We start from the raw sequence: 24,879 nt of genomic DNA on the forward strand, positions 1-24,879 counted from the left end.
TTATCCCACCTTTATAATATAGGTGTTCTTCTTCCCTTTATTAATGACAATATATTTATCGTTGATGAAGTCTTCTGAAGTCAACAGGTAATCTTCACGTACTTTTTCTTTATTGACCGCAATCGAATTTTCTTTTAAGGCTCTTCTGGCTTCGCCATTACTGCTTAAAAAATTGGTTTTTGCTGCTAAAGCGGCAATCATATCCAAGCCTTTTTCAAAATCTGCTTTAGAGATCTCAGCCTGAGGAACGCCTTCAAATACGTCTAAAAAAGTGGCTTCGTCAAGGGTTTTGATGTCTTCTTTAAAAGATTTACTGTATAGAATGCTCGATGCCTTTTCTGCATTTTCGAAAGCTTCCTGTGAATGTACAAAAACCGTCACTTCTTTGGCCAAGGCTTTTTGTAAAACACGCAAATGCGGAGCTTCTTGATGTTCTTGCACCAAAGCATTTACCGTGTCTTGATCTAAGAAGGTAAATATCTTAATATATTTTTCGGCATCTTCGTCAGAAGTATTCAACCAAAATTGGTAAAATTTATATACCGAAGTTTTATCGGCGTCCAACCAAATATTCCCACCTTCACTTTTTCCGAATTTAGAACCGTCAGCTTTGGTGATGAGTGGGCAAGTCATCGCATAAGCTTTGGCACCTTCTTCATCGGTCATTCTGCGCACCAACTCTGTTCCTGTAGTAATATTTCCCCATTGGTCGCTTCCGCCCATTTGCAACATACAGTTATAGGTTTTATACAAATGGTAAAAATCGTAACCTTGTATAAGTTGGTAAGTAAATTCGGTAAAAGACATTCCTGCTGTTCCTTCTTCACCAGACAATCTTTTCTTTACGGAGTCTTTTGCCATCATATAATTTACGGTGATTCGTTTTCCTACATCACGTGCAAAATCGATAAAAGAAAAATTCTTCATCCAGTCATAGTTGTTTACTAAAATAGGAGAAGTTGCAGAAGTGTCCTTAAAATCTAAAAAACGAGCCAAGGTATTTTTAATACCCGCAACATTTTTAGCTAAAGCTTCTTCATCAAGTAAATTACGTTCGTCACTTTTCCCGGAAGGATCACCAATCATACCCGTTGCTCCACCGACCAAAGCAATAGGTTGATGTCCTGCTTTTTGCAAGTGTACCAATAAAATAATAGGTACTAAACTACCAATATGCAATGAGTCTGAAGTGGGATCGAAACCAATATAAGCCGTTGTTGCCTCTTTTTGCAATTGCTCTTCGGTTCCTGGCATCATATCGTGAATCATTCCGCGCCAGCGTAATTCTTCTACTAAATTTACTTTCATCTAAAATTTTCTTTTTAAAACGCAAAGATATAGTAATCTCCATTTTTTTAGGTATAGTTTTATTTATATTTACCCTGTGATTTTAGTAACCGGAGCAACAGGTTTGGTCGGCAGACATCTCATTGCCGAATTGTCTAAAAGTAAGATTGCTTTTAAGGCAGGTTTTCGTAATACAGCTAAAATTGAAGAAGTTAGACAGTTTTTATTTGCTTATTTTGATGGGTTTACCGAAGAAAACTGGCAAACTATACATTGGGTTTCTTGCGATATTAATGACATTCCAGAATTAGAAAATGCTTTTAAAAATATAACCCACGTTTACCATTGTGCGGGTTATATTTCTTACGATGTCTCGGAAAAAAACTACCAGAAACTTCGTAAAATAAATATCGAAGGAACGGCAAATGTGGTGAATATGGCACTTAAATTTTCCGTGGAAAAATTAGTGCATGTAAGTTCGATTGCTGCTTTGGGAAGTGCACCAAAAAACCAACAGATTACCGAAGAATCTGCTCGAGACGAAAACAGCTTGACAGATAATTATGCCATCACAAAATTTGGTGCCGAGATGGAAGTTTGGCGAGCTTCGCAAGAAGGTTTGAACGTGGCAATTGTAAACCCCGGAGTTATTATTGGCGCTGGAAATTGGGATGTTGGCAGTTGTAAAATTTTCACGAAAGTAAATAAGGGTTTGAAGTTTACCATTCCGTTAACGACAGGCTTTGTGGCTGTAGAAGATGTGGTCACCGCCTTGATAGAACTGATGAATAGTAATATCAAAAACGAACGGTTTATTTTGGTGAGTGAGAATTTATCTTTTGAAGAAGTGATTACCCAAATCGCCACCAATCTCAACAAACCTATTCCAACGAAAGTAATACGACCTTGGATGGTAAAAATAGGTTGGTTGGTACAATATGTGGGTAGAAAAATTTTTGGAACGCGGCAACAAATACAAAAAAGTGCTATCAAATCGGCTTTTGGCCAGTCGTTTTACAACAACGAAAAAGCAAAAACGGTTTTGGGAATCGATTTCATTCCGATAGAAAAATCAATTCTTAGGACGGCTCATTTTTTTAAGCAAACCAATTCCTTTTAAATCTTTTTTGGTGCTATCTTCTTCTTTTTCTCGGTTTTCTTCCTTTATGGTCTGTTTTTTAGTTTGTTCAATTTCCTGAAGACTATCAACTACTTTTTTTTCTGCCTCTAAACGATCTTTTACTTGCTGAAAAATTCGCTCGTTGGTATTAAAATCTTCTGAATAATAATCGCTGCTTTGTTCAAACTGCAAACTGTCTATTTGGTGTTTTTGGTAAATAAGTTCGTGTGATTCTACATTTCGCAAGTCATAAGCCACACGATTCACACTTATTAAAGCATCAAGTTTGTGCATATCTACCAACACTTCAACCATTTTATCTTCAGGGATAAGGTTATCAGGTTTTTTAGCCTTCTTTACGTCCTGACAGCTCAATATGAGTAATAAACCAAGATAAACAAACTTTTTCATTAGCGGTCAAAAGTTAATCGTTCTGCATTTTGTACTTCCGTGAATTTAAAATTCTTATACACCACTTTTCCATTAAGTAGCGTGTGCGTTACTCTCGAACGGAAAGTTTGCCCTTCGAAAGGTGACCAACCACATTTGTAAAAGAGGTTTTCTTTTTTCACATTCCAGGGTGAATTGAGATCAACCATCACCAAGTCTGCTTTATAGCCCTTTCTGATAAAGCCTCTTTTTTCGATTTCGAATAAAATAGCTGGATTATGGCACATTTTTTCAACAATTTTAGGCAACGTAATCAAACCTTTGTGGTACATTTCTAACATCGCTGGTAATGCATGCTGTACCAATGGTCCGCCACTCGGAGCTTTGGTGTACATATTTTTCTTTTCCTCTAATGTGTGCGGAGCGTGATCGGTAGCGATCACATCTATTTTATTATCAATCAATGCTTTGAGTAAAGCTTTTTGGTCTGACTCTTTTTTTACTGCAGGATTCCATTTGATAAAAGTTCCTTTGCTGTCATACATTTTATCGTTAAACCAAAGGTGATGGATACAAACCTCAGCAGTTATTTTTTTGTCTTTTAGCGGTTTTTTGCTGTCGAATAGGCTCAATTCCTTTTCAGTACTTAAGTGAAAAACATGTAATCTCGCCCCTGTTTTTTTAGCCAAAGCAACCGCTTTACTCGACGATAAATAACAGGCTTCTTCACTTCTAATCACAGGGTGGTATTTGATAGGAATATCTTCTCCAAACTCCTCGATGTGTTTTTCTAAATTTTGACGAACAGTAGTTTCGTCTTCGCAATGCACTGCAATTAAAACAGGTGATTCTTTAAATATGTTTTCTAAAACTTTCTCGTTATCGACCAACATATTACCCGTGGATGAACCGAGAAATAACTTTAAGGCAGCCGTAGTTTTTGGGTTTATTTTTTTGATTTCCTCTAAATTGTCATTGGTGCCACCAAACATAAAAGAATAATTGGCATACGAGGTCTCTTTCGCTATAGCGAATTTTTCTTCTAATTTCTCGATGGTAGTCGTCTGCGGATTGGTATTCGGCATTTCGATAAACGACGTGATTCCGCCAGCGATTGCCGCACGAGAGCCCGATCTGATGTCTTCTTTATGGGTTAAACCCGGTTCTCTAAAATGCACTTGATCATCGATTACACCCGGCATCACATATTGCCCTTCGGCATCTAAAATCTGGATGTCGTGAGATTTTAAGCTAATGCTGTCTGCCACATCTACAATCAAATCGTTTTCGATATAGATATCACCTTCTTGTACATTTCCTTCGTTAATTATCTTAGCATTTTTAATTAAAATCTTGCTCATATTCTTTTTCTAAATAAACTTTTAAATTTCATTTTAATTACTCCAAAAATCGCTTCGGAGATAATATTTCCGCTCAGTTTTGATTCGCCTTTGGTTCTGTCTGTAAAAATCACAGGCACTTCTACAATTTTAAATCCACGTAAGTGTGCTTTAAACTTCATTTCTATTTGAAAAGCATAGCCTACAAATTGAATTTTGTTTAAGTTAAGCGATTCTAAAACCGATCTATGATAACACACAAACCCTGCCGTAGTATCTTGAATGGGCATTTGTGTGATAAATCGCACATATTTTGACGCAAAATATGACATCAAGACACGACTCATGGGCCAATTGACCACATTTACGCCTTTGATATAGCGTGAACCTATAGCCATTTTGGCATCTTGGTTGACGCAAGCATTGTATAATCGCTCAATATCTTTAGGATTGTGTGAGAAGTCAGCATCCATCTCAAAAATATATTGATAATCACGCTCCAACGCCCATTTAAAACCCTTGATATAAGCTGTACCAATGCCCGATTTATGTTTTCTTACCAACAAGTGTAATTGGTTTTGAAATTCATCTTGCAAGCTTGCTACTTTTTTTGCGGTTTCGTCTGGCGAGTTATCGTCGACTACCAAAATATCACAATGTATTTTTTGTGAAAATATTTTACGGATAATCGCCTCGATGTTCTCGATTTCGTTAAATGTAGGAATAATGACTAACCGCTCGGGCATAAAAAAAATTTCAGCAAATTTAAGTATTTTTTACAACGAACATCCCTACTTTTTCTTGTATTTAAGTTTTACCTTTACCAAAAATCTGATATGGAATTGATAGAAAGAAATATCATTAACAACGATTGGGTTACCCTTATCTTTCTATTTTTGTTTAGTCTTATTGCTCTTTCAAACTTTCTGTACGCCGAAAAGTTTTACAGTTTTCGGCAGTTATTTGTATCTAATAGATATTTTACCACACAGCAGGGCAATTTTCAGGTTTTCAATAAGTTCACGACCATTCTTTTTGTTGTGAGCACCACCATTATTTCTCTCGGGATTTTCCTTTTGGCCGAAAAACTTGAGATGGTTCAGACCAATACCACAAGGTTTATTTTTTTTCTTAGGATTTTTATTTTGGTAAATCTGCTGATAAGCATCAAATATTTTATTGAAAAAATAATTGCCAATATTTTTGATACCGATAAAGTGATCGATCAGTATTTGTTCCATAAAATCACCTACAAAAACCTCATCACGATTTGTTTTTTGCCGATACTGATTTTGTTTTTCTACACTTTCAATGTCAATTTAACAACGATAATTGTTGCCATTTCTGTTTATGCTTTTGTAAATATTTACATCCTCATAAAACACTATACCAAAAATCAAGAGATTGTTTTTAGGTATTGGTTTCATTTTATTTTGTACCTTTGCACACTTGAAATAGCACCGTATGTTATTTTGTATAAAATAATTACGGTACAAAACTAAATTTCATCTCAAAAAACAAGCTTATATGAAAGTGAAAACAATTTTAATCTCGCAGCCAGAACCAAAGGTTGATAATTCTCCTTACGCAGAATTAGAAGAAAAACAAAAAGTAAAAATTGATTTCATACCGTTTATACATGTTGAAGGAGCTAGTTCTAAAGATGTAAGACAACAAAAAATTGATTTATCTAAATTTACTGCCATTGTTCTTACCAGTAGAAATGCAGTAGATCACTTTTTTAGAATTGCAGAAGAAATGCGCTACAAAGTGCCAGACACGCTAAGGTATTTTTGCCAAAGTGAGGCTGTTGCTTATTACCTGCAAAAATATGTCGTCTATAGAAAAAGGAAAATCTATGTAGGGAAGAGAACTTTTCCTGAGCTTATTCCTTTAATTAAAAAGTACAAAGACGAAAAGTTTTTATTGCCTTCTTCTGATGTTTTAAAACCAGAAATCCCAAAAAATTTAGACAAGGTAGGTGTAGATTGGACAAGAGGGATTTTTTACAAAACTGTCATCAGTGATTTGTCACATTTAGAAAAAGTATTCTATGATGTCGTGGTATTTTTTAGTCCAAGCGGAATCAAATCTTTATTTGAAAATTTCCCGGATTTTAAACAAAACAATACCCGAATTGCCGTTTTTGGGAACTCTACCATTAAAGCTGCAAAAGAACACGGTTTAGAAGTAAACATTCAAGCGCCAACACCAGAAACCCCTTCAATGACGATGGCGTTAGAGAAATACATCAAAGAACACAACAAGAAATAATCTTTGAAAATTACCTATAAAAAAAGCCTGATTTTTTAATCAGGCTTTTTTGCTTATCTTAAATCCAGAACTATAAATTATTTCCTGGACAGCTTTCTAAAATTTCTTCGTTGGCATATTCCTTAAATTTATCGAAATTATTTTTGAAATAACCTGCCAACTGGTTTGCTTTTTGGTCGTAAGCTGCTTTGTCTGACCACGTGTTTCTTGGGTTTAAAATTTCAGAAGGTACATTTAGGCATTCCTTTGGCATCTGTAAACCAAAAATTGGGTGCGTTTCATACTCTACGTTTTCTAACTCTCCTTCTAAGGCAGAAGAAATCATCTCACGGGTATATCTTATTTTCATGCGATTACCAACTCCATAAGGACCACCTGTCCAACCCGTATTCACCAACCAAACATTTACCCCTGCTTCTTTCATTTTCTTGCTCAACATTTCTGCATAGCGTGTTGGATGCAACGGCATAAATGGCGCCCCAAAACAAGCTGAGAAACTTGGTACAGGCTCTGTAATTCCTGCTTCTGTTCCCGCTACTTTTGCAGTGTAACCACTAATAAAATGGTAAGCTGCTTGACCCGGAGTTAGTTTGCTAATTGGAGGCAAAACCCCAAATGCATCTGCTGTTAAAAAGAAAATATTCTTAGGGTTGGCAGCAATAGATGGCTGCTGGATGTTGTTTATATGATGAATTGGGTAACTTACTCTTGTATTTTGCGTAATCGTAGTGTCGTCGAAATCTACATCACCATCTTTGATAATGACATTCTCCAATATTGCGCCTGGCTTAATGGCTTTATAAATATCTGGCTCATTTTCTTCTGAAAGGTTGATTACTTTTGCGTAGCAACCTCCTTCGAAGTTAAAGATTTTGTTTTCTGCCGTCCAACCGTGTTCATCGTCACCAATTAACTTTCTTTCTGGATCTGCCGAAAGTGTGGTTTTTCCCGTTCCCGAAAGACCAAAGAAAACAGCTGTATCGCCTTCTTCTCCTACATTTGCAGAACAGTGCATCGGAAGTGTATTTTTATCTACCGGCAAGATAAAGTTTAACGCAGAGAAGATTCCTTTTTTGATTTCTCCCGTATAACCCGTTCCGCCAATAAGGGCTATTTTCTTCCCAAAATTTAAAATTGCAAAATTGTGTTGTCTCGTTCCATCTACTTCTGGGTCTGCCATAAAACCTGGAGCGTTAACCACAATCCAGTCTTCTTTAAAGTTTTCAAGTTCACTTTCTGTAGGCCTTAAAAACATATTGTAAGCAAACATGTTGCTCCAAGGGTATTCGTTAATCACACGAATATTGAGTTTGTAAGCTGGATCCGCGCAAGCGTAAGCATCTCTCACAAAAACCTCTTTATTAGACAAATAAGCAGTTACTTTATCGTAAAGCTTATCAAATTTTTCTGAGTCAAAAGGAATATTGATATTTCCCCACCAAACTTCATTTTCGGTTACTTCATCTTTTACAATAAAACGATCTTGCGGTGATCTTCCTGTAAATTCACCTGTATTGATTGCCAATGCACCCGAGTTTACTTCAACTCCTTGGCCTTTTTCTATAGTGATGTTATGCAATTCTTCTGGAGATAGTTGGTATCTCACCTTCGCATCATTAATCCCGTACTTTTCTAAAGAAACTTTATGAATAGTTTTATTTTTTTCCAACATGTTTTTTATTTGTTGTGATTATCTAACAAAAATAGAAATTATACACTATATATATAATTTTAGCGCTGTTTTTTATTCACTTTTTATTTTTAATAAACTAATTATTAGCCATAACCACACCATAATAAGCAGCATTCCGCCAATAGGGGTGATAAAGCCAATTGTTGTAAAGTCGAAGCTCGACAAGCTATTGGTTGCCAAGCCGTAAATTGAGCCAGAAAAAAGCACAATTCCTATGAGAATAAAGTAGAAAATCACATTTTTAGCTTTCGCGGAAAGCCTTGAAAACATTCCACAAAACAAGGCTAAAAAAGCATGATAGAATTGATACCTTACGCCAACTTCAAAAGTTTGTATCGCCTCTTGTGAAATATGTTTTTCTAAACCGTGGCTTGCAAATGCTCCTAAAATAACTGCTGTTAAACCTAAAATACTTCCTAAAAGCAATAGTTTTTTACTCATATTTTTTTATTCAAAAATTAATGGTTTACTTTGAAGTAACAACTAACAAAAGTACGTAAAATTATCTATGCGAAACATCCTAATCATTGGCTGCGGGAAGTCTTCTTCGGCCTTAATAAAATACTTACAAGAAAAATCTGAAAGCGAAAACTTAAAGCTCACCATTGGTGATATTTCACTAGAAAATGCTCAAAAGTTCGTCAATAATCACCCCAAAACCCAAGCTATAAAATTAGATATCTTTGACAAAACCCAACGCCAAGAGAGGCTTCAAGAGGCTGATATCGTCATTTCGATGCTCCCGGCGAGATTTCATATAGAAGTTGCCAAAGATTGTATTGTTTTCAATAAAAATCTGGTCACAGCTTCATACATCAGCAAAGAAATGGAAGCACTTGACGAGCAAGTAAAGGCCAACAACTTGGTTTTTATGAACGAAATTGGTGTCGACCCAGGTATCGACCATATGAGTGCGATGCAAGTAATTGATAACATTAGAGCTCAAGGCGGAAAAATGCTCTTGTTTGAATCTTTTACAGGCGGTTTGGTCGCACCAGAAAGCGACAATAATTTATGGAATTACAAATTTACCTGGAACCCTAGAAACGTAGTCGTTGCAGGACAAGGTGGAGCTGCAGAGTTTATTCAAGAAGGGCAGTTTAAGTATATTCCTTACCATCGTCTTTTTAGAAGAACAGAGTTTATGGAAGTAGAAGGCTACGGAAAATTTGAAGGTTATGCCAACCGAAATTCATTGGCTTACCAAGAGGTTTACGGCTTGCAAAACATCAAAACACTTTACCGCGGGACTCTACGAAGAGTAGGTTTTAGTAAAGCTTGGAATATGTTTGTGCAATTAGGAATGACCGATGACACCTACAACATGGAAAACTCGGAAGAGATGAGCTACCGTGATTTTGTAAATGCCTTTTTACCTTATTCACCAACCGATTCGGTAGAGTTAAAGACCCGATATTCTCTTAAAATAGACCAAGACGATTTGATGTGGGAAAAACTCGTAGAACTTGACATTTTTAACCGCAACAAAAAAATAGGGATCAAAAATGCTACGCCTGCCCAAGCTTTACAAAAAATACTGGAAGACAAATGGACACTTTCGCCAGATGATAAAGATATGATTGTGATGTACCATAAATTTGGGTATGAACTCAACGGTGAGAAAAAGCAGATAGATTCTACGATGGTACTCGAAGGCGAAAACCAAACCTATACTGCCATGGCAAAAACGGTAGGTTTACCAGTAGCAATTGCTGCACTGAAGATCCTGAATAGAGAAATCACCACTTCGGGTGTTTTACGACCTATCGATCAAGCTGTCTACGAACCTATTTTAAAAGAACTTGAAACCTATGGGGTTATCTTTAAAGAAAAAGAGATGAAATATCTAGGTTATAATATCGATAATGTAGTGGGCTGAGTAAATTTATGATTTTCAGAAATTTTGTGTATTTTTATAAAGCTAAATTTTCTGAATTATGAAAAAAGCATTACTCCTTTTCACTTTTTTATGGTTTAATTTTTCTGTAAATGCTCAAGTAGGTCCACTTGTACAAGAAAACTGGGTTGCAACTAAAGTTACGATAAATAATGTAGATTATTTACCGGACAATTCTATTGCTCATAGTTTTTTAAATTTTATTGGCGGGTATATAGTAATGGGTGTTTGTGATTATAATGTTAGCGGCGAAATAGAATTTATCGATAATTCTAAAATTCATATCAAATACGGGTATGCAACACTTGCATTTAGCTGTCAATATTTACCCTTTACAGACTACTATCCAGACACAATTATTCTTACTAATGACTTATTAAATCAAGTTCTCGTTGAGTTAGATTATCAAGCTACTCTAGTTGACAATATAAACAATGAATATGAACTTACCATCACAAATAAAAATGGTGACAAAGCGTATTACACCAACAAACCACTTTCAACAGGTAATTTAGTTATAAAAAATATCTCTATTTACCCAAACCCAACACAGAACGAGTTTAGCATTACAGCTGACAATCATCAAATTCAAAAGGTTAACTTATATAGCCTACAAGGAAAACTGATTAAAACCTTTTCAGATGATATTTCCTATATTATTTCTGAATTCAATTCTGGAATCTATTTTGCTGAAATTCAAACAGAAATAGGAACAACAGTCAAGAAAATTATAAAAAAATAAAAACAAGAAGCCTTCGTTTTCCGAAGGCTTTTTTATTCCACGAAAGTAAAATTATTTTAGTCTCTACTTAAGAAAATACTTAAAAAGTAGAGTAAGGTAGCTAACGAACCAAGTGCTGCAACCACATAAGTTCTCGCGGCCCATTTGAGTGAATCCTCAGCACCTTTATACTCCTCTGCTGTTACCATATTGTTGTTTTTTAACCAAGCAAGCGCGCGATTACTAGCATCATACTCTACCGGCAAAGTCACAAAACTAAACAGTGTTCCTAAACCAAACATAATGATACCGATAAGTAAAACGGTTTGCCCAACTCCAGCGCCAACCATCGTATAAAGTATGATTCCGCCAAAAATCACCCATTGGCTAAATTTTGAAGCTATACTTACCAAAGGCACTAAATTGGTTCGCATTTGCAACCAATTGTATGCTTTGGCGTGTTGCACGGCGTGGCCACATTCGTGAGCCGCTACTGCTGCCGCAGCTGCATTTCTTTGTGAATAAACACCCTCACTTAAGTTTACTGTCTTTTTGCTCGGGTTGTAATGATCGGTCAACATTCCTGGTGTTGAAATCACTTTTACATCGTGAATCCCGTTATCAGAAAGCATTTTTTGAGCGATTTCTGCACCGCTCAATCCGTTTTGTAATTGTACTTTTGAGTAATGTTTAAATTTTGATTTTAGCTTGTAACTCACAAACCAACTAACCAGCATAATGACACCAACTAATATATAATACATCTTTATTTGTTTAATTGTTTTGGTAAAGATATCAAAAATATCGCCACTTTTTACGAATGCAATTTTGTCAGTAAGAGATTTTATTTCAAGGCAATTTATTACCAAAAACTTAACAAGATTTTACATTTTTATTATCAGAAATAGTAAAATAATCATGTAATTTTAGGTTCTTAACATTAAAAACAAAGATTTATTATGGGATTATTTTCATTTATTAAAGACGCGGGAGCAAAAATTTTTGGTATCGGAAAAACTTCTGAAGAAGAAAAAGCTGAAGCGATTAGCAGTTTACGTACGACGATTTCTAGTTTAAACCTACAAGTGAGAGATTTGAATATTGATATAAACGACGATGTAGCAACCGTAAGTGGCGTTGCAAAAGACCAAGCTACCAAAGAAAAAGTGGTTTTGGTAGTAGGAAACACCAACGGAATTGCGCAAGTACAAGATAATTTATCTGTTGAGGTTCAAGAAACTGTACCACAAGCAAGATTTCACACCGTAAAAAGTGGTGACACTCTAAGTAAAATTTCTAAAGAGGTATACGGTGACGCGATGAAATATCCTGTGATTTTTGAAGCCAATAAACCTATGCTTACCGATCCGGATAAAATTTATCCTGGTCAAGTATTGAGAATTCCTCATCTAAAAGGATAAAACATATTGCTATGAAAGAGAAACCCGAGGAAGTTCCTCGGGTTTTTTGTTTTAAGTATTAATCACAACAAATTCTATAGATAAAAGCGACAAGACAATAAAACTGCTTCGTCATTTCACTTCTTGCAGTGACAATGCGTAATTACCCTACAATATTTACAATTTTACCCGGGACTACAATCACTTTTTTAGGTGTTCTACCCTCTAATTGCTTTTGAGTTCGTTCGTCTTGCATGACCGCTTTTTCGATCTCTTCTTTAGATAAATCGAGTGGTAAATCAAGCGTAAAACGCATTTTTCCGTTAAAGGAAATTGGGTAATTTTTATTACTCTCTACCAAATGCTTTTCATCGAACTTCGGGTAAGCTACCCTCGAAATACTTTCTTGATGCCCCATTTTTTGCCACAACTCTTCGGCGATATGCGGCGCATAAGGCGCAATCAGCACAGCCAAAGGCTCTAACACTTCCCGTGAAGTACATTTTTGGGCAGTGAGCTCATTTACACAAATCATAAACGTAGAAACCGAGGTATTAAAACTAAAGTTCTCGATATCTTCCGTTACTTTTTTGATGGTCTTATGTAGGGTTTTTAACGATTCTTTTGATGTTTTTTCTTCGCTTACTACGAGAGCATCATTACTATGATACAACTTCCAGAGTTTTTTTATAAAGTTATGTACACCTGTGATTCCTGCGGTGTTCCAAGGTTTAGCTTGTTCTAACGGTCCCAAAAACATTTCGTACATACGCAAAGTGTCGGCACCAAAGTCCTCACAAATATCATCAGGGTTAACCACGTTGTATTTTGATTTAGACATTTTTTCTACTTCACGTCCAACGATGTACTTTCCGTTTTCGTTGAGTAAGAATTCTGCCTCTTTAAATTCTGGTCGCCAATGTTTAAAAGCTTCTACATCCAACTCATTTGACAAGTTTACAAAGGAAACATCAGTATGAATTGGCTGCACTTTTCCTTCTCCTATCAAATCTTTTGAAACAAACCTGTTTTCGCCTTTTATACGATAAACAAACGCACTTTCCCCTAAAATCATCCCTTGGTTGATGAGCTTTTTAAAAGGCTCTTCTATAGGCACAAGGTTTCTGTCTTTTAAGAACTTCGTCCAAAAACGGGCGTAGAGTAAATGTCCGGTTGCATGTTCGCTACCTCCAATATATAAATCTACGTTTTGCCAATAATCGAGTGCTTCTTGCGAAGCAAAAACCTCATCGCGAATACTGTCCTCCATATATCGGAAAAAGTACCAAGAACTTCCAGCCCAACCAGGCATGGTATTTAACTCTAATGGAAAAACCCTTTCTTCATCTATCAAATCATTACTCACCACTTCATTCTTTTCGGTATCCCAAGCCCAAACATCAGCTCGACCCAATGGCGGTTCACCTTCTTCGGTGGGTAAATATTTTTCTACTTCGGGAAGTTGTATAGGCAAATGCTTTTCATCAATCATCTGTGGCATTCCGTCTTTGTAATAGACCGGAAATGGTTCGCCCCAATAACGCTGACGACTAAAAACGGCATCGCGTAAACGGTAATTGGTTTTTCCTTTGCCTTGACCGAGTTTTTCTAACTCAAAAATGGCTCTTTTGGTCGCTTTTTTATAGGGTAAATCATTCAGAAAATCGGAATTGTCGATCACACAATCCTTTTCCGCGTAAGCGTTTTCTGAAATATCGATGTCCTTAAAAATATTTTTGATAGGAATATTGTAATGTTTGGCAAAATCGTAATCCCGTTGGTCTCCACAAGGAACTGCCATCACAGCACCGGTTCCGTAGCTTGCCAAGACGTAATCGCCTATCCAAATTGGGACAGGTTCTTTGGTAAACGGATGTTCGGCATAAGCACCTGTAAATACTCCTGAAATGGTCTTGACATCTGCCATACGGTCGCGTTCGCTACGCTTGGATGTTTTTTCGATATAAGCTTCCACCGCTTCTTTTTGATCTGGGGTGGTTATCTTTAAAACCAAGTCATGTTCGGGAGCTAACGTCATAAAAGTTGCTCCGAAAATGGTGTCTGGTCGAGTGGTAAACACCTGAACTCTGAATTCTGAATTCTGAACTCTAAACTCAACTTCTGCTCCCACCGATTTACCAATCCAGTTGCGTTGGCTTTCTTTAAGACTTTCTGTCCAATCGATAGCATCTAAACCTTGCAACAATCTTTCCGCGTAAGCTGAAATACGCATACTCCATTGTTTCATCTTTTTACGAATCACAGGGTAGCCACCACGCTCTGAAACACCGTTAACAATCTCGTCGTTTGCCAATACGGTACCCAATTGTGGGCACCAATTGACTTCGGTTTCTGCCAAATAGGTCAAACGGTATTTTAGTAAAATAGCTTGCTTTTCCTTATCAGCATAGTTTTTCCAGTCTTCTCCCGAAAAAGACACGACATCTTCATCACAAACCGCATTGATGTTGGCATTTCCTTCTTTAGCAAATACTTCTTCTAACTCGGCAATTGGCCTAGCTTGTTGTGCGTCGTTACAGTAATACGATTCAAAAAGCTGGATGAAAATCCACTGTGTCCATCTGTAATAATTTGGGTCGCTGGTACGTACTTCACGACTCCAATCAAAACTAAACCCCATTTTATCTAACTGTTCGCGGTAACGTGCGATATTAGTTTTGGTTGTAATCGCCGGGTGTTGCCCTGTCTGAATTGCATATTGCTCTGCCGGCAAACCAAAACTGTCGTAACCCTGCGGATGCAATACATTAAAGCCTTGATGTCTTTTAAAACGGGCATAAATATCACTAGCGATATAACCCAGCGGATGACCAACATGTAAACCTGCTCCCGATGGATACGGAAACATATCTAACACGTAAAATTTTTGTTTATCGCTGTGATTAGAAGCTTTAAAGGTTTGGTTTTTTGCCCAATATTGTTGCCACTTGGCTTCTATTTCTTTAAAATTGTATTGCATAAAATGGATCTCTTATTCTAAAAAGCAATAAAAACTATTGTTTTATACTTTCTAAAATTTCTTTTATTGATGCTCTATTTTTATAATCTGGATCGAAGTGTTTATAAATAATTTTTCCTTCTTGGTTGATAACAAATGTTGCCGGAATAGGTAAACGAGCTTCATTATTTGCGTTGATCTCTATTAATGAACTTTGTGTTCCTTGGTTGAGTTTTTCTTGGTAATCTTCGGTTACTTCAAAAGAAACATCAAAAGCATCCATAATCACACCATCTCTATCGGAAACGATTGGAAAAGTTGCTTTTGAAAGTTCTTTGGTTTTTTCGATATTTTCTTCACTTTCTGGAGTGATTGCCAATAAGCTTACATCGGCTTCTTTTAAACTTTCCAATTCTTTTTCGAAAGTTGCCAAATGCTGGTTACAAGCCGGACACCAATAACCTCTGTAGAAAATAACTACCAAGGGACTTTCTTGATAGAGTTCTTCTAAGGTTCGTTCTTCTTGGTTGAGCGAAAACTCTACCGCAGGAACCGTTTCCCCTACTTCTAATCCTTTTGGATTTGAGTTTTCCGAAATACCATATTGGGTAAGGTCTGCGACAACCTCTTCTTCTAACGAGTTTTCATCGTTTGTTTTTTTATCACCTTTACAGGAAATCAATACAAAAACAGCAAGCGCAGCTATTAAAAAACTTTTATAATTCATCTTGTTTCTTTTAAGGCTACAAATTTATACTTAATTCTAAGATTAGAAAAGCTGTAGCCTCAAAAAACAGGCTGAAGGATTTTACCCGAATACAAGACCCAAATCATCGATAAGATTGCAGAAAGGTTGATGGCGTAACCAAAAAATTTCATTTGAGACAACGTATAGGATTTATCTTTAAAAAAGAAAAGTACATCGAGCAGTAACCAAACAGAAAATATTCCCAAAAAAGTAGATAACACAATATCTTGAAACCAATAAAAAAGTAAAAAAGACTCTATAACTAAAAGAAGAAACATCAGGATTTTAGTTTTTTTCCGACCTAAAATCGTAGCCGTAGTTTTCTTTCCCGATTGCTTATCTGGTTCAATATCCATAATTTCACCAGCAATATGAGCTTGGAAAGCAAATAAAGATAGATAGACAAAAGTTTGCCAAGGAAGTTCTGGCAGATTATTGAGCTTTACACTAAAAATTGCTGTAATCACATACCCTATTTGTATTAGGATTTCTAAAGGTGGTCTTTCTTTAATTCTAAAAGGTTTAAAATTATAAACCACATTGACAATTATCATAAAAAACAATAAAAGAAACATTTCAATACCTGATAAGAAAGTAAATAAAGCTACAAAGGGTAAAATGATTAAAATAACTTTCTTCGGTACAGATGCTAATTGGTTTTGAGAAGATTTTGCTCCAAATAAGTAGTTTCCCTTACGTTGGTTGACACTGTCCGAATAATAATCATTGTAATCATTAAGTCCGTAAACCAAATAATTTAGAGGAAAAGTCACAAAAAAAAGACCTAACCAAAACACCCAATTTTTCCAAAAATCATCTTGTAAAGCAAAAGGAACGAGGTAAATCCATATAGTTGGAAACCATAAACCCGGACGTGATATTTTTAAATCTTGTAACAATTTGCGGTAAAAAGTAATCAAAAATAAAGTTGATATAAGAATATCAAAAGTTTAAACGTTTTCACTTAGAGTTTCAATTACTTTATTATTTTTACAAAAACTTAATCTATCTATGAGTTCTTCTTATGAAAAGTATCAAAAGAGACGTTTGATTTCGTCTTATTTTTCAGTAGTGATAAGTATTTCTTTGGTATTGTTCCTATTGGGTCTGTTGGGTTTACTGGTTTTAAACACCAAAAAAGTAGCCGACCATTTTAAAGAACAAATCGCTTTAACTATCTATTTAAAAGACACAGCAAAAGAAGTAGAGGTAAAACAGCTGGAGAAAAGCCTCGCGTTAGCTGAATACACCAAATCTACTCAATACATTTCTAAAGAAGAAGCTGCCGAACAGCACAGCGAAGAAATAGGTGAAAACTTTATGGAATTTTTGGGCTACAACCCGTTACAAAACTCGATAGATGTTTATTTTAATGCCGATTATGTTTCGGAAGAAAAAATTGCCGAAATATCACAAGAGCTTACCAACAAAGATTTTGTAGAAGAAGTGGTTTACGACAAGCCGCTCATTGCCTTGCTTAACGACAACGTAAAAAAAATAAGCTTTTGGATCCTTATACTTAGCGGAATATTTACTTTTATTGCTGTTTTACTCATTAATAGTTCGATAAGACTTTCGGTCTATGCCAAACGATTTACCATCAAAACCATGCAAATGGTAGGTGCTACCAAAAGCTTTATTCGTAAACCTTTTATCTGGAAAAGCATTCGATTGGGAATTATTGGCTCTATCTTAGCTTTAATTGGTATGGCTATCATTTTATATTACCTCGACAAAAATTTTCAAGAATTGCAACTACTCGAAGACAAAGTTTTACTCGTTGGTTTATTTGCAGGTGTTTTTATCTTAGGAATTCTCATTTCTTGGTTCAGCACTTTCTTTGCCACACAACGTTTCTTAAATTTGCAAACTGACGAACTCTATTATTAAATCAGATCAATGGGAGAACAAAAAAGACGAGAAGAAAAAAAACAGAAAGCAACACACGAGTTTGTCTTTGAAAAGAAAAACTACCAAGTGATGTTAATCGGGTTAGCAGTAATCGCTTTAGGCTTTATCCTCATGGCTGGTGGCGGAAGTGATGACCCCAATGTTTTCAATCCCGAAATTTTTAGTTGGCGACGCATTCGACTAGCTCCAACCTTGGTGCTGCTCGGTTTTGGCATCGAAGTTTATGCCATCTTACTCAATCCTAAAAAATAATCCATGGACGTTTTAGACGCTCTTCTCTTGGGTATTATTCAAGGTTTAACCGAATTTTTGCCTGTTTCTTCTAGCGGTCATCTCGAATTAGGAAAAGCTATTCTTGGCGATAATAGCATCCCAGAAGAATCACTTTTGTTTACCGTGGTCATGCATTTTGCGACAGCTTTAAGCACCATCGTCATTTTCAGAAAAGATATTATTGAAATCTTTAAAGGCATTTTCAAATTCCAGTGGAATGAAGAAACACAATTTGCTACCAAAATTGCCATTTCGATGATTCCCGCAGCCGTTATCGGACTTTTGTTTGAAGAAGAACTAGAAGCTTTTTTTGGTGGAAATGTGATGTTTGTAGGATTTATGCTTATTGTAACTGCTGTTTTACTTTGGTTGGCCGATAAAGCAAAAAATACCGAAAAGCCTGTAAGCTACAGCAACGCTTTTGTCATTGGCATATCACAAGCCATTGCCATGTTACCTGGTATTTCGCGAAGCGGGGCAACTATTTCGACTTCGGTTTTATTGGGAAATGACAAATCTAAAGCCGCTCGTTTTTCCTTTTTGATGGTTGTGCCACTTATTTTAGGAAAAGTAGCTAAAGATATGCTCAGTGGTGATTTAACGCTCGAAGGGAGCAACTCCACAATCCTCATTGTTGGTTTTATTGCCGCTTTTGTCGCAGGTCTTGTGGCTTGCCAATGGATGATTAAACTCGTTCGTAAAAGCAAGCTCACTTACTTTGCAGTTTATTGTTTGATCGTCGGTATTATTGCGATTGTGGTAAGTAACTTCTAAAATTTCTCTTTTGAAAAAACAATTTACCGCAGAAGATTTTAAAAACGGACAAATTCTATTGTTCGACAAACCTCTAGAATGGACGTCTTTTCAGTTGGTCAATAAAGTACGTTGGCTCATTAGAAAGAGCTGTGGTATCAAAAAAATAAAAGTAGGTCACGCCGGAACTTTAGATCCGCTTGCTTCTGGATTATTAATCATTTGTACTGGAAAATTCACAAAGAAAATCCAAGAACTACAAGGGCAAGAAAAGGAATATACGGGCACTTTTACATTTGGGGCAACCACACCTTCTTACGATCTCGAAACCGAAATCGATCAAACTTTTCCAACAGCACACCTTACAGAAAAACTTTTGCAGGAAACCACACAACAATTTATTGGAAAAATTAATCAACTACCACCAGTTTTTTCGGCTTTAAAGAAAGACGGTAAACGTTTGTACGAGTACGCTCGAAAAGGCAAGGAAGTAGAAATAACTGCCCGAAAAATACATATTTCTAATTTTCAGCTAACGCAAATTGAAATCCCAAAAGTAGATTTTAAAGTTAATTGCAGTAAAGGAACTTACATTAGAAGTTTAGCCCACGATTTTGGAAAAGCTGTTAATTCTGGAGCTCACCTTTCGGCTTTACGACGTACAAAAATTGGAGATTTTGATGTAAAAAATGCTTTCAGTATCGAAGATTTTATATCTTGTTTACCTCAAAACCCATAACAAAATGACTAAAAAACGTTGCGGCTGGTGTGAAGGCGATGCGCTTTACGAAGCCTATCATGATACCGAATGGGGCGTTCCTGTTTATGACGATGCTACCCTTTTCGAATTTCTTATTCTAGAAATCTTTCAAGCAGGTTTAAGTTGGATTACCATTCTGCGAAAGCGAGAAAACTTTCGCCAAGCTTTTGATGATTTCGACTATCATAAAATTGCCCAATATGATGAGGATAAGGTTCAAGAATTATTGCAAAATGAAGGAATTATACGTAACCAACTTAAAATAAGAGCTTCCATTACCAATGCGCAAGCTTTTATACAACTACAAAAAGAGTTTGGATCTTTTAGCAAATACATCTGGAGTTTTGTAAAAGGTAAACCTATCAAAAACAAGGTAAAGAACTATAAAGAAGCTCCGGCGACAACTGCCATTAGCGATCAATTGAGTAAAGACTTAAAAAAGCGAGGCTTTAAATTTGTAGGCTCTACGGTTATCTACGCCCATATGCAAGCTACTGGAATGGTAAACGATCACGAAATCTCTTGTTTTCGTTACAACGAAGTATAAATAAGTTAAAAGTAGAAAAGTTGAAGGTTTCATGTTAGATTTCTACCTCAATTTCACAAACCGCTTAACATTAAATTAACCTTTAGGCAATAATATCGTAACCAAAAAATAATGTTTGCGTCCTTTTTGTGTCTATTTTTGCCGAAATTTTTACAGAACCATAAAGTTGGTAACCTTCATGAAAAGTTTTCTTAACATAAGAGTCGGGTTGATTTTACTATTTGTAGTGGCTATTTCACAGCTTTCTAGCGCACAAGAAGAGCTCACTATTTTTACCAATGAGGAAGTTTCTTTTAAGCTCAAAGGTAAGAATGATTGGGGTTACCAATTTGGCCTTCACCACCGTAATACAATTTATGACGAAGAAGAATCTACTTTTCTTGGCAACTTTATCGAAGTTAACCATTACACGAGTAAAAAGATTGGTGAAAACGGAAAGTTGGCAGGAGGCTTCCGCTATCGTTTTCAGAAAATATTTGATGAAGAAGCGCACGAAGAAATGCGTTTTATCCAGCAATACAGCCATATAAAACCACTTTCTACAGGTAGGTTAAACTTTAGAGTGCGTTTGGCTCAGCGTTTTAGAGAAAAAATTACTTTTAGATCACGTTACCGAATTGGCTACGAATTACCACTAAAAACCATCGAAGAAAATAGCAATCAGAAACAAATTTTTTACTTGGTAAATACTGAGATGGTTTGGGAGTTTGGAAAAAACGAATTACCAAGTTTTGGCCATCGCTTTACCACAGGAGTTGCTTTTGAAGTGTTCAACAATGCAAAACTTACCATTACCGGTGAATACCGTCATCGCAATTACACCCAAAACCCTTATACCGAAATTCATTTCAACACAGGTTTAAGTTTCTCACTATAAGTATTGTAAAAACTGCTTTCGCGAAATTTCTATAGCTCCCAAGCTTGCCAAATGATTTGTATAAACTTGGCAATCGATAAGGCGTACACCTTCTTTTTCTAATTTCTTTACCAAAGAAATAAACCCATATTTCGAAGCATTGCTTACTTCACTAAACATACTTTCACCACAAAACACCTTTTTATCCTTAAGGTAAACCCCATACAAACCTCCTACTAAACTCCTTTCTTGCCACACCTCAACAGAAGTGACATAACCCTTTTGGTGTAATTTTGCATAAGCATCAATCATTTTTGGAGTAATCCATGTGTCGTCTTGATTCTTACGCTTTACTTCTCCACATCGGGTCATCACCTCCCTAAAATTTTGATTATAGGTAACTGTAAAAGCGCTTTCGCGAAATAACTTTTGCATACTTTTACTCACCTTGAGCCGTTCAGGAAAAAGTACCATTCGCGGATTCGGACTCCACCAGATGATAGGTTCGTCTGCATTAAACCAAGGAAAAATTCCTGAGCGATAAGCCAACAGTAAACGTTCTACAGACAAATCACCTCCGATTGCCAAAACTCCCATTTTATCAGCATTTTCAACGCTTGGGAATTCTATTTTGTCAGATAATAAATACAAAAGTTATGCTTTTTTAGAAAATTTAATTTACAATTAGATTGTTAGTTTTCAAAAAATTAACGATATTTGAATTGACCTTTTGAGATAAATTTTGTTCATCATTGCTTTTTTTATTGAATTTGTTTTTCAATCGGTTAACGTTAATAATAAGAAAATCCGACTCAATGAGTCGGATTTTCGCTTGTATTGAAATATTTTTTTATCGGTGTTGATCGATTAAAATTAAGTTCCCATCTGGATCTTTTACAATCAAACTTCCGGGACCTTCGGTCTCTTTTTTTACTTCTTGCACCAAACTAATTCCGTCTTTTTTTAACGATTTCTCTATCTCACGTACATCGTCAAAGTTTTCTATATTTTGAGCATTTTCGTCCCAACCCGGATTAAAAGTGAGGATATTTCCTTCAAACATCCCTTGAAAAAGCCCAATAATGGCATTTTCGTTTTTCATAATGAGGTAATTCATTTCTTCTGTTCCAGCGAAAGCGGTAAAACCCAATTTTTCATAAAAAGCCTTAGATACTTGTAGGTCTTTTACGTTCAAACTCATAGAAAATGCTCCTAGTTTCATCAGCTAAATTTTAGAATGGCAAATCGTCGTGTTCGTCTTCTGAGAAATCATTGGTTGGCTCAAACTCATCTACCGGTGGAATATTTTGGTTAGCAGATTGTGCTTGTAAATTTTCGATTCTCCAACCTTGTATCGAGTTGAAATATTTGGTCTCGCCTTGAGGGTTTATCCATTCTCTACCACGCAGGTTAACCCCTATTTTTACAGGTTGTCCCACCTGATAATTGTTAAGCAAATCACATTTGTCTTGCACAAATTCTACTAAGATATGTTGCGGATATTGTTCTTGTGTGGTCACCACCATTTCTCTTTTTCTAAAACCGTTGTTACCATAGGTTTTAGTCTCATCAATCATTTTTATTGTACCTTGTATTTCCATAAAATTCTATTTATACTGTTTTTGCTAATAATATTTTCCAAGCCGAAACTACTTCTTCTTTTTCTAAAAAGTCTTGTGCTTTTTGATGTATTTCTTCTTCGGAAAGATTAGCTATCAAATTACTTAAATTTTGTTGAGTTATAAAATTATCTACCTCCTTTTTTGAGGGTAGATCTTTTACTGTCGCCAATTTACCCAAATCATTTCCCGTAAGGGTCTTGCTTTGCCTAATATTTGTTGGCATTTGGTCTACGCCAATCCCGATATGTTCTAATGGTTTTGGAATTTCGAAAATCCCTGCTTTTGCTCTAGTGTAATAATTTCCGCCCATTCTTGCCACTTGGTCAAGTTTGTATTGATCTATTTTCCTTTCTTCATCTAAAACACTTTCGCTAATATGCATTTTTAGCACTTCACAAATCACAATATTTCCTGCACCACCTTTTTTACCCAAAGCAACAACATCGTTTACTTTACACTCAAATTGTACTGGTGATTCTTTAACCCGAAATGGTTTTACTTTTTCTGAAGCCAACATGGTTAAGCCAGCTTTTTCAAATTCGTTAACGCCATCGGCAAAATCTGAACTTGCAAAAGATGTCTGTTGTACAATCGCATGATTCACCACATTTATTACTACTTCTTTTGTTTCTAAAACATTTTGCAATGTATGTTTTGAAGAGTCATCTAACATTCTAATCACTGGCGAAAAAATCATGGTTGGCGGTTTAGAACCCACCATATTAAAAAAGCTAAACGGTGCTAAATTTGGGTTTCCGTTTTTATCGAGTGTGCTCGCAAAAGCAATGGGTCTCGGTCCGATGGCACTCACCATCATGCCGTACATTTTTTTTGCGGGAATATCGTTTGGGTCTAGCGTATACATAAAAAAGTATTAATTTTAAGCAAAGATATGTAAACTGATGTGCTTTAAAAAATAGAATAAAAGTTTATATTTCGCTTATAAAATCAAAATATGTTTTTTCCAAAAAGTAGAAAAATTTCGAGAGTATTTGTGTTGGTTTCTTCCATTATTATTATCGGACTTTTTTTATATAATGTGTCTATTTTCTTCGACCAGATCAAAGAAGAAGAACGCAACAAAATGGAAGTTTGGGGAGAAGCCTACAAAGAAATCATCAATAGTGATTACGAAAGCAGCCTAAGTAATCTTGTGATTCCTGTGATGTCTAATAACACTTCTACACCTATGATTGTTCACGGAGTAAATGACGACAGTTATTCTGCTAGAAATATTTCTGAAAACAAAGTAGATACGAAGGAAAAAATAAAAGCACTTGCTGAAAAATTTGAAACCCAATACCAACCACTTGTCCTAAAAGACGAACAAGGAAATATTTCTAGTATTGTCTATTACGGGTATTCTAATTTACTGACTCGCTTACAATATTTTCCTATAATTATTATTCTTATTGTCATCCTTTTTCTCGGAATTATATACTATTTCTATATTACTTCCAAACAAAGTGAGCAGAGCTTGCTTTGGGCAGGAATGGCAAAAGAAACCGCTCATCAGATTGGCACGCCACTTTCTTCTTTGGTAGGTTGGAAAGAAATATTAAAGTCAGAGAATGTGAACCCGACTTACTTAGAAGAAATCGATAAAGATATTGCACGACTTCAGGTCATTACCGAACGTTTTTCTAAAATAGGTTCGATGCCAAATCTTGAAGTAACTGATATAGTCGCAGCGACCAAACAATCGTTTGAGTACCTAAAAAATAGGTCTTCTAGACTTATTCATTTTAGCATCAAAATACCTAATGAAGTTATTTATGTGAGCCTCAACGAGCAACTTTACAGCTGGACGATTGAAAACTTGGTAAAGAACTCGATTGATGCACTCAAAGGAAAAGGCGATATCGAAATTGAGTTGACTTCTACCGAAAAAGATGTTTCTATCTTTATTTCCGATAACGGAAAAGGAATTCCTAAAAGTCTTTACAACAAAGTTTTTACCCCTGGTTTTACAACCAAGCAGCGCGGTTGGGGTTTAGGTTTGTCGCTTGCCAGAAGAATTATCGTCACTTATCATGGCGGTAAAATAAAAGTCTTAAAAAGTGAACTTAATAAAGGGACTACTTTTTTGATAAAGCTAAATCGAGCTTAATCTATTTGTCAATTTGTTATTAGCTCTCGATGTAATTTCGCTTAAGCGGAATCACAAAAACTCAATTAAACTGGATTAAAGCAATCTATAAATCTACTATCGATTAGCGTCATGCAGAACTTGTTTGAGCATCTCATAAAACGATGAGACCTTTGAATAATTCCAATAGCTATCGGGACAGGGTGGCGAAATATTTTTTATAAAAAACTGATTATTTA

At 35.8% G+C, this 24,879-nt stretch carries 27 protein-coding genes; 13 read left to right on the top strand and 14 right to left on the bottom strand.

Annotation, left to right across the window (positions count from 1 at the left end; genetic code table 11):
• A complete protein-coding gene (gene tyrS / locus DNG35_RS07815) occupies positions 1 to 1,308 on the bottom strand; it encodes a tyrosine--tRNA ligase (protein WP_111127584.1) in 1,308 nt (435 codons plus the stop codon).
• A 76-nt stretch (positions 1,309 to 1,384) separates the two neighbouring features.
• Between tyrS and DNG35_RS07820 the strand changes: the two genes are divergently transcribed.
• Positions 1,385 to 2,407 carry an NAD-dependent epimerase/dehydratase family protein gene (locus DNG35_RS07820; protein ID WP_158524882.1) on the top strand — a complete coding sequence of 341 codons (1,023 nt, stop codon included), beginning with the start codon at positions 1,385 to 1,387 and terminating at the stop codon, positions 2,405 to 2,407.
• Here DNG35_RS07820 and DNG35_RS07825 read toward each other — a convergent pair.
• The 3 genes from DNG35_RS07825 to DNG35_RS07835 are packed head-to-tail and all read right to left on the bottom strand — an operon-like array spanning position 2,360 to position 4,883.
• The gene (locus DNG35_RS07825) at positions 2,360 to 2,818 is read right to left on the bottom strand and encodes a DUF4296 domain-containing protein (protein WP_111127588.1); all 459 of its coding nucleotides are present in this window, start codon (positions 2,816 to 2,818) and stop codon (positions 2,360 to 2,362) included. The genes DNG35_RS07820 and DNG35_RS07825 overlap by 48 nt on opposite strands.
• Entirely contained in the window at positions 2,818 to 4,158 is a 1,341-nt protein-coding gene (locus tag DNG35_RS07830) for a dihydroorotase (RefSeq protein ID WP_111127590.1), read from the bottom strand. Before DNG35_RS07830 ends, DNG35_RS07825 begins: the two co-directional genes overlap by 1 nt.
• Entirely contained in the window at positions 4,155 to 4,883 is a 729-nt protein-coding gene (locus DNG35_RS07835; protein WP_111127592.1) for a polyprenol monophosphomannose synthase, read from the bottom strand. Before DNG35_RS07835 ends, DNG35_RS07830 begins: the two co-directional genes overlap by 4 nt.
• Positions 4,884 to 4,973: 90 nt before the next feature.
• On the opposite strand from DNG35_RS07835, the gene DNG35_RS07840 reads away from it, so the two are divergent.
• Together DNG35_RS07840 and DNG35_RS07845 are read left to right on the top strand one after the other, a co-directional pair.
• A complete protein-coding gene (locus tag DNG35_RS07840) occupies positions 4,974 to 5,639 on the top strand; it encodes a DUF4271 domain-containing protein (RefSeq protein WP_111127594.1) in 666 nt (221 codons plus the stop codon).
• A gap of 25 nt (positions 5,640 to 5,664) precedes the next feature.
• Positions 5,665 to 6,411, top strand: a complete 747-nt coding sequence (locus tag DNG35_RS07845) for a uroporphyrinogen-III synthase (RefSeq protein ID WP_111127596.1) — start codon at positions 5,665 to 5,667, stop codon at positions 6,409 to 6,411.
• A gap of 70 nt (positions 6,412 to 6,481) precedes the next feature.
• Here the strand turns inward: DNG35_RS07845 and pckA are convergent, their stop codons facing one another.
• Positions 6,482 to 8,083 carry a phosphoenolpyruvate carboxykinase (ATP) gene (gene pckA / locus DNG35_RS07850; RefSeq protein ID WP_111127598.1) on the bottom strand — a complete coding sequence of 534 codons (1,602 nt, stop codon included), beginning with the start codon at positions 8,081 to 8,083 and terminating at the stop codon, positions 6,482 to 6,484.
• A gap of 72 nt (positions 8,084 to 8,155) precedes the next feature.
• On the bottom strand, positions 8,156 to 8,545 hold the full coding sequence (locus tag DNG35_RS07855) for a DUF423 domain-containing protein (RefSeq protein ID WP_111127600.1): 390 nt from the start codon (positions 8,543 to 8,545) through the stop codon (positions 8,156 to 8,158).
• A 67-nt stretch (positions 8,546 to 8,612) separates the two neighbouring features.
• Between DNG35_RS07855 and DNG35_RS07860 the strand changes: the two genes are divergently transcribed.
• Positions 8,613 to 9,983 carry a saccharopine dehydrogenase family protein gene (locus DNG35_RS07860; RefSeq protein ID WP_111127602.1) on the top strand — a complete coding sequence of 457 codons (1,371 nt, stop codon included), beginning with the start codon at positions 8,613 to 8,615 and terminating at the stop codon, positions 9,981 to 9,983.
• A gap of 58 nt (positions 9,984 to 10,041) precedes the next feature.
• Positions 10,042 to 10,743, top strand: coding sequence for a T9SS type A sorting domain-containing protein (locus tag DNG35_RS07865; protein WP_111127604.1), 702 nt, complete (start codon positions 10,042 to 10,044; stop codon positions 10,741 to 10,743).
• A gap of 56 nt (positions 10,744 to 10,799) precedes the next feature.
• Here the strand turns inward: DNG35_RS07865 and DNG35_RS07870 are convergent, their stop codons facing one another.
• The gene (locus tag DNG35_RS07870) at positions 10,800 to 11,486 is read right to left on the bottom strand and encodes a zinc metallopeptidase (RefSeq protein ID WP_369908072.1); all 687 of its coding nucleotides are present in this window, start codon (positions 11,484 to 11,486) and stop codon (positions 10,800 to 10,802) included.
• A 195-nt stretch (positions 11,487 to 11,681) separates the two neighbouring features.
• On the opposite strand from DNG35_RS07870, the gene lysM reads away from it, so the two are divergent.
• Positions 11,682 to 12,143, top strand: coding sequence for a peptidoglycan-binding protein LysM (gene lysM / locus DNG35_RS07875; RefSeq protein WP_111127605.1), 462 nt, complete (start codon positions 11,682 to 11,684; stop codon positions 12,141 to 12,143).
• A 142-nt stretch (positions 12,144 to 12,285) separates the two neighbouring features.
• Here the strand turns inward: lysM and leuS are convergent, their stop codons facing one another.
• From leuS to DNG35_RS07890, 3 genes are read right to left on the bottom strand one after another with little or no spacing between them, the layout of a single operon-like run.
• Complete coding sequence (gene leuS / locus DNG35_RS07880; RefSeq protein WP_111127606.1) at positions 12,286 to 15,102, bottom strand: leucine--tRNA ligase; 2,817 nt, start codon at positions 15,100 to 15,102, stop codon at positions 12,286 to 12,288.
• Positions 15,103 to 15,136: 34 nt separating this feature from the next.
• The gene (locus DNG35_RS07885; protein WP_111127607.1) at positions 15,137 to 15,808 is read right to left on the bottom strand and encodes a peroxiredoxin-like family protein; all 672 of its coding nucleotides are present in this window, start codon (positions 15,806 to 15,808) and stop codon (positions 15,137 to 15,139) included.
• A 59-nt stretch (positions 15,809 to 15,867) separates the two neighbouring features.
• Positions 15,868 to 16,749: a UbiA family prenyltransferase gene (locus DNG35_RS07890; protein ID WP_158524883.1), complete on the bottom strand. Its 882-nt coding sequence runs from the start codon at positions 16,747 to 16,749 to the stop codon at positions 15,868 to 15,870.
• Between the two features lie 91 nt (positions 16,750 to 16,840).
• On the opposite strand from DNG35_RS07890, the gene DNG35_RS07895 reads away from it, so the two are divergent.
• From DNG35_RS07895 to DNG35_RS07920, 6 genes are all read left to right on the top strand, one after another.
• The gene (locus DNG35_RS07895) at positions 16,841 to 17,719 is read left to right on the top strand and encodes an ABC transporter permease (RefSeq protein ID WP_111127609.1); all 879 of its coding nucleotides are present in this window, start codon (positions 16,841 to 16,843) and stop codon (positions 17,717 to 17,719) included.
• 9 nt (positions 17,720 to 17,728) lie between these two features.
• Positions 17,729 to 17,992, top strand: coding sequence for a DUF3098 domain-containing protein (locus DNG35_RS07900; RefSeq protein WP_111127610.1), 264 nt, complete (start codon positions 17,729 to 17,731; stop codon positions 17,990 to 17,992).
• Positions 17,993 to 17,995: 3 nt separating this feature from the next.
• On the top strand, positions 17,996 to 18,787 hold the full coding sequence (locus tag DNG35_RS07905) for an undecaprenyl-diphosphate phosphatase (RefSeq protein ID WP_111127611.1): 792 nt from the start codon (positions 17,996 to 17,998) through the stop codon (positions 18,785 to 18,787).
• A 10-nt stretch (positions 18,788 to 18,797) separates the two neighbouring features.
• Positions 18,798 to 19,505 (top strand): tRNA pseudouridine(55) synthase TruB, encoded by a 708-nt coding sequence (gene truB, locus DNG35_RS07910; protein ID WP_111127612.1) that lies wholly within the window; start codon positions 18,798 to 18,800, stop codon positions 19,503 to 19,505.
• Between the two features lie 4 nt (positions 19,506 to 19,509).
• Entirely contained in the window at positions 19,510 to 20,073 is a 564-nt protein-coding gene (locus tag DNG35_RS07915) for a DNA-3-methyladenine glycosylase I (RefSeq protein WP_111127614.1), read from the top strand.
• 178 nt (positions 20,074 to 20,251) lie between these two features.
• The gene (locus DNG35_RS07920) at positions 20,252 to 20,950 is read left to right on the top strand and encodes a DUF2490 domain-containing protein (RefSeq protein WP_111127616.1); all 699 of its coding nucleotides are present in this window, start codon (positions 20,252 to 20,254) and stop codon (positions 20,948 to 20,950) included.
• On the opposite strand, the gene aat is transcribed toward DNG35_RS07920, so the two are convergent.
• The 4 genes from aat to DNG35_RS07940 form a co-directional block, all read right to left on the bottom strand.
• Entirely contained in the window at positions 20,945 to 21,580 is a 636-nt protein-coding gene (gene aat, locus DNG35_RS07925; protein ID WP_111127618.1) for a leucyl/phenylalanyl-tRNA--protein transferase, read from the bottom strand. The two genes, DNG35_RS07920 and aat, sit on opposite strands and share 6 nt — an antisense overlap.
• A gap of 199 nt (positions 21,581 to 21,779) precedes the next feature.
• Positions 21,780 to 22,151, bottom strand: a complete 372-nt coding sequence (locus DNG35_RS07930; RefSeq protein WP_111127620.1) for a VOC family protein — start codon at positions 22,149 to 22,151, stop codon at positions 21,780 to 21,782.
• 10 nt (positions 22,152 to 22,161) lie between these two features.
• The gene (locus DNG35_RS07935) at positions 22,162 to 22,530 is read right to left on the bottom strand and encodes a DUF3127 domain-containing protein (RefSeq protein WP_111127622.1); all 369 of its coding nucleotides are present in this window, start codon (positions 22,528 to 22,530) and stop codon (positions 22,162 to 22,164) included.
• 10 nt (positions 22,531 to 22,540) lie between these two features.
• Positions 22,541 to 23,416 carry a flavin reductase family protein gene (locus DNG35_RS07940; RefSeq protein ID WP_111127624.1) on the bottom strand — a complete coding sequence of 292 codons (876 nt, stop codon included), beginning with the start codon at positions 23,414 to 23,416 and terminating at the stop codon, positions 22,541 to 22,543.
• Positions 23,417 to 23,506: 90 nt separating this feature from the next.
• Here DNG35_RS07940 and DNG35_RS07945 point away from each other — a divergent pair, with 90 nt between their 5' ends.
• Positions 23,507 to 24,661, top strand: coding sequence for a PAS domain-containing sensor histidine kinase (locus DNG35_RS07945; RefSeq protein ID WP_111127626.1), 1,155 nt, complete (start codon positions 23,507 to 23,509; stop codon positions 24,659 to 24,661).
• Positions 24,662 to 24,879 lie beyond the last annotated feature (218 nt).

This window comes from Mesonia sp. K7 (assembly GCF_003233725.1).
Taxonomy (GTDB): domain Bacteria; phylum Bacteroidota; class Bacteroidia; order Flavobacteriales; family Flavobacteriaceae; genus Mesonia.

What these genes read in the sequence shown, in the direction of transcription:
- DNG35_RS07935 (WP_111127622.1), bottom strand. Translation starts at nt 22,530, where the DNA reads ATGGAAATACAAGGTACAATAAAAATGATTGATGAGACTAAAACCTAT.
- DNG35_RS07835 (WP_111127592.1), bottom strand. Translation starts at nt 4,883, where the DNA reads ATGCCCGAGCGGTTAGTCATTATTCCTACATTTAACGAAATCGAGAAC.
- DNG35_RS07865 (WP_111127604.1), top strand. Translation starts at nt 10,042, where the DNA reads ATGAAAAAAGCATTACTCCTTTTCACTTTTTTATGGTTTAATTTTTCT.
- DNG35_RS07900 (WP_111127610.1), top strand. Translation starts at nt 17,729, where the DNA reads ATGGGAGAACAAAAAAGACGAGAAGAAAAAAAACAGAAAGCAACACAC.
- DNG35_RS07840 (WP_111127594.1), top strand. Translation starts at nt 4,974, where the DNA reads ATGGAATTGATAGAAAGAAATATCATTAACAACGATTGGGTTACCCTT.
- tyrS (WP_111127584.1), bottom strand. Translation starts at nt 1,308, where the DNA reads ATGAAAGTAAATTTAGTAGAAGAATTACGCTGGCGCGGAATGATTCAC.
- DNG35_RS07825 (WP_111127588.1), bottom strand. Translation starts at nt 2,818, where the DNA reads ATGAAAAAGTTTGTTTATCTTGGTTTATTACTCATATTGAGCTGTCAG.
- pckA (WP_111127598.1), bottom strand. Translation starts at nt 8,083, where the DNA reads ATGTTGGAAAAAAATAAAACTATTCATAAAGTTTCTTTAGAAAAGTAC.
- DNG35_RS07845 (WP_111127596.1), top strand. Translation starts at nt 5,665, where the DNA reads ATGAAAGTGAAAACAATTTTAATCTCGCAGCCAGAACCAAAGGTTGAT.
- DNG35_RS07830 (WP_111127590.1), bottom strand. Translation starts at nt 4,158, where the DNA reads ATGAGCAAGATTTTAATTAAAAATGCTAAGATAATTAACGAAGGAAAT.
- DNG35_RS07860 (WP_111127602.1), top strand. Translation starts at nt 8,613, where the DNA reads ATGCGAAACATCCTAATCATTGGCTGCGGGAAGTCTTCTTCGGCCTTA.
- DNG35_RS07930 (WP_111127620.1), bottom strand. Translation starts at nt 22,151, where the DNA reads ATGAAACTAGGAGCATTTTCTATGAGTTTGAACGTAAAAGACCTACAA.
- DNG35_RS07915 (WP_111127614.1), top strand. Translation starts at nt 19,510, where the DNA reads ATGACTAAAAAACGTTGCGGCTGGTGTGAAGGCGATGCGCTTTACGAA.
- DNG35_RS07870 (WP_369908072.1), bottom strand. Translation starts at nt 11,486, where the DNA reads ATGTATTATATATTAGTTGGTGTCATTATGCTGGTTAGTTGGTTTGTG.
- DNG35_RS07940 (WP_111127624.1), bottom strand. Translation starts at nt 23,416, where the DNA reads ATGTATACGCTAGACCCAAACGATATTCCCGCAAAAAAAATGTACGGC.
- DNG35_RS07895 (WP_111127609.1), top strand. Translation starts at nt 16,841, where the DNA reads ATGAGTTCTTCTTATGAAAAGTATCAAAAGAGACGTTTGATTTCGTCT.
- DNG35_RS07945 (WP_111127626.1), top strand. Translation starts at nt 23,507, where the DNA reads ATGTTTTTTCCAAAAAGTAGAAAAATTTCGAGAGTATTTGTGTTGGTT.
- DNG35_RS07855 (WP_111127600.1), bottom strand. Translation starts at nt 8,545, where the DNA reads ATGAGTAAAAAACTATTGCTTTTAGGAAGTATTTTAGGTTTAACAGCA.
- DNG35_RS07885 (WP_111127607.1), bottom strand. Translation starts at nt 15,808, where the DNA reads ATGAATTATAAAAGTTTTTTAATAGCTGCGCTTGCTGTTTTTGTATTG.
- DNG35_RS07905 (WP_111127611.1), top strand. Translation starts at nt 17,996, where the DNA reads ATGGACGTTTTAGACGCTCTTCTCTTGGGTATTATTCAAGGTTTAACC.
- DNG35_RS07920 (WP_111127616.1), top strand. Translation starts at nt 20,252, where the DNA reads ATGAAAAGTTTTCTTAACATAAGAGTCGGGTTGATTTTACTATTTGTA.
- leuS (WP_111127606.1), bottom strand. Translation starts at nt 15,102, where the DNA reads ATGCAATACAATTTTAAAGAAATAGAAGCCAAGTGGCAACAATATTGG.
- lysM (WP_111127605.1), top strand. Translation starts at nt 11,682, where the DNA reads ATGGGATTATTTTCATTTATTAAAGACGCGGGAGCAAAAATTTTTGGT.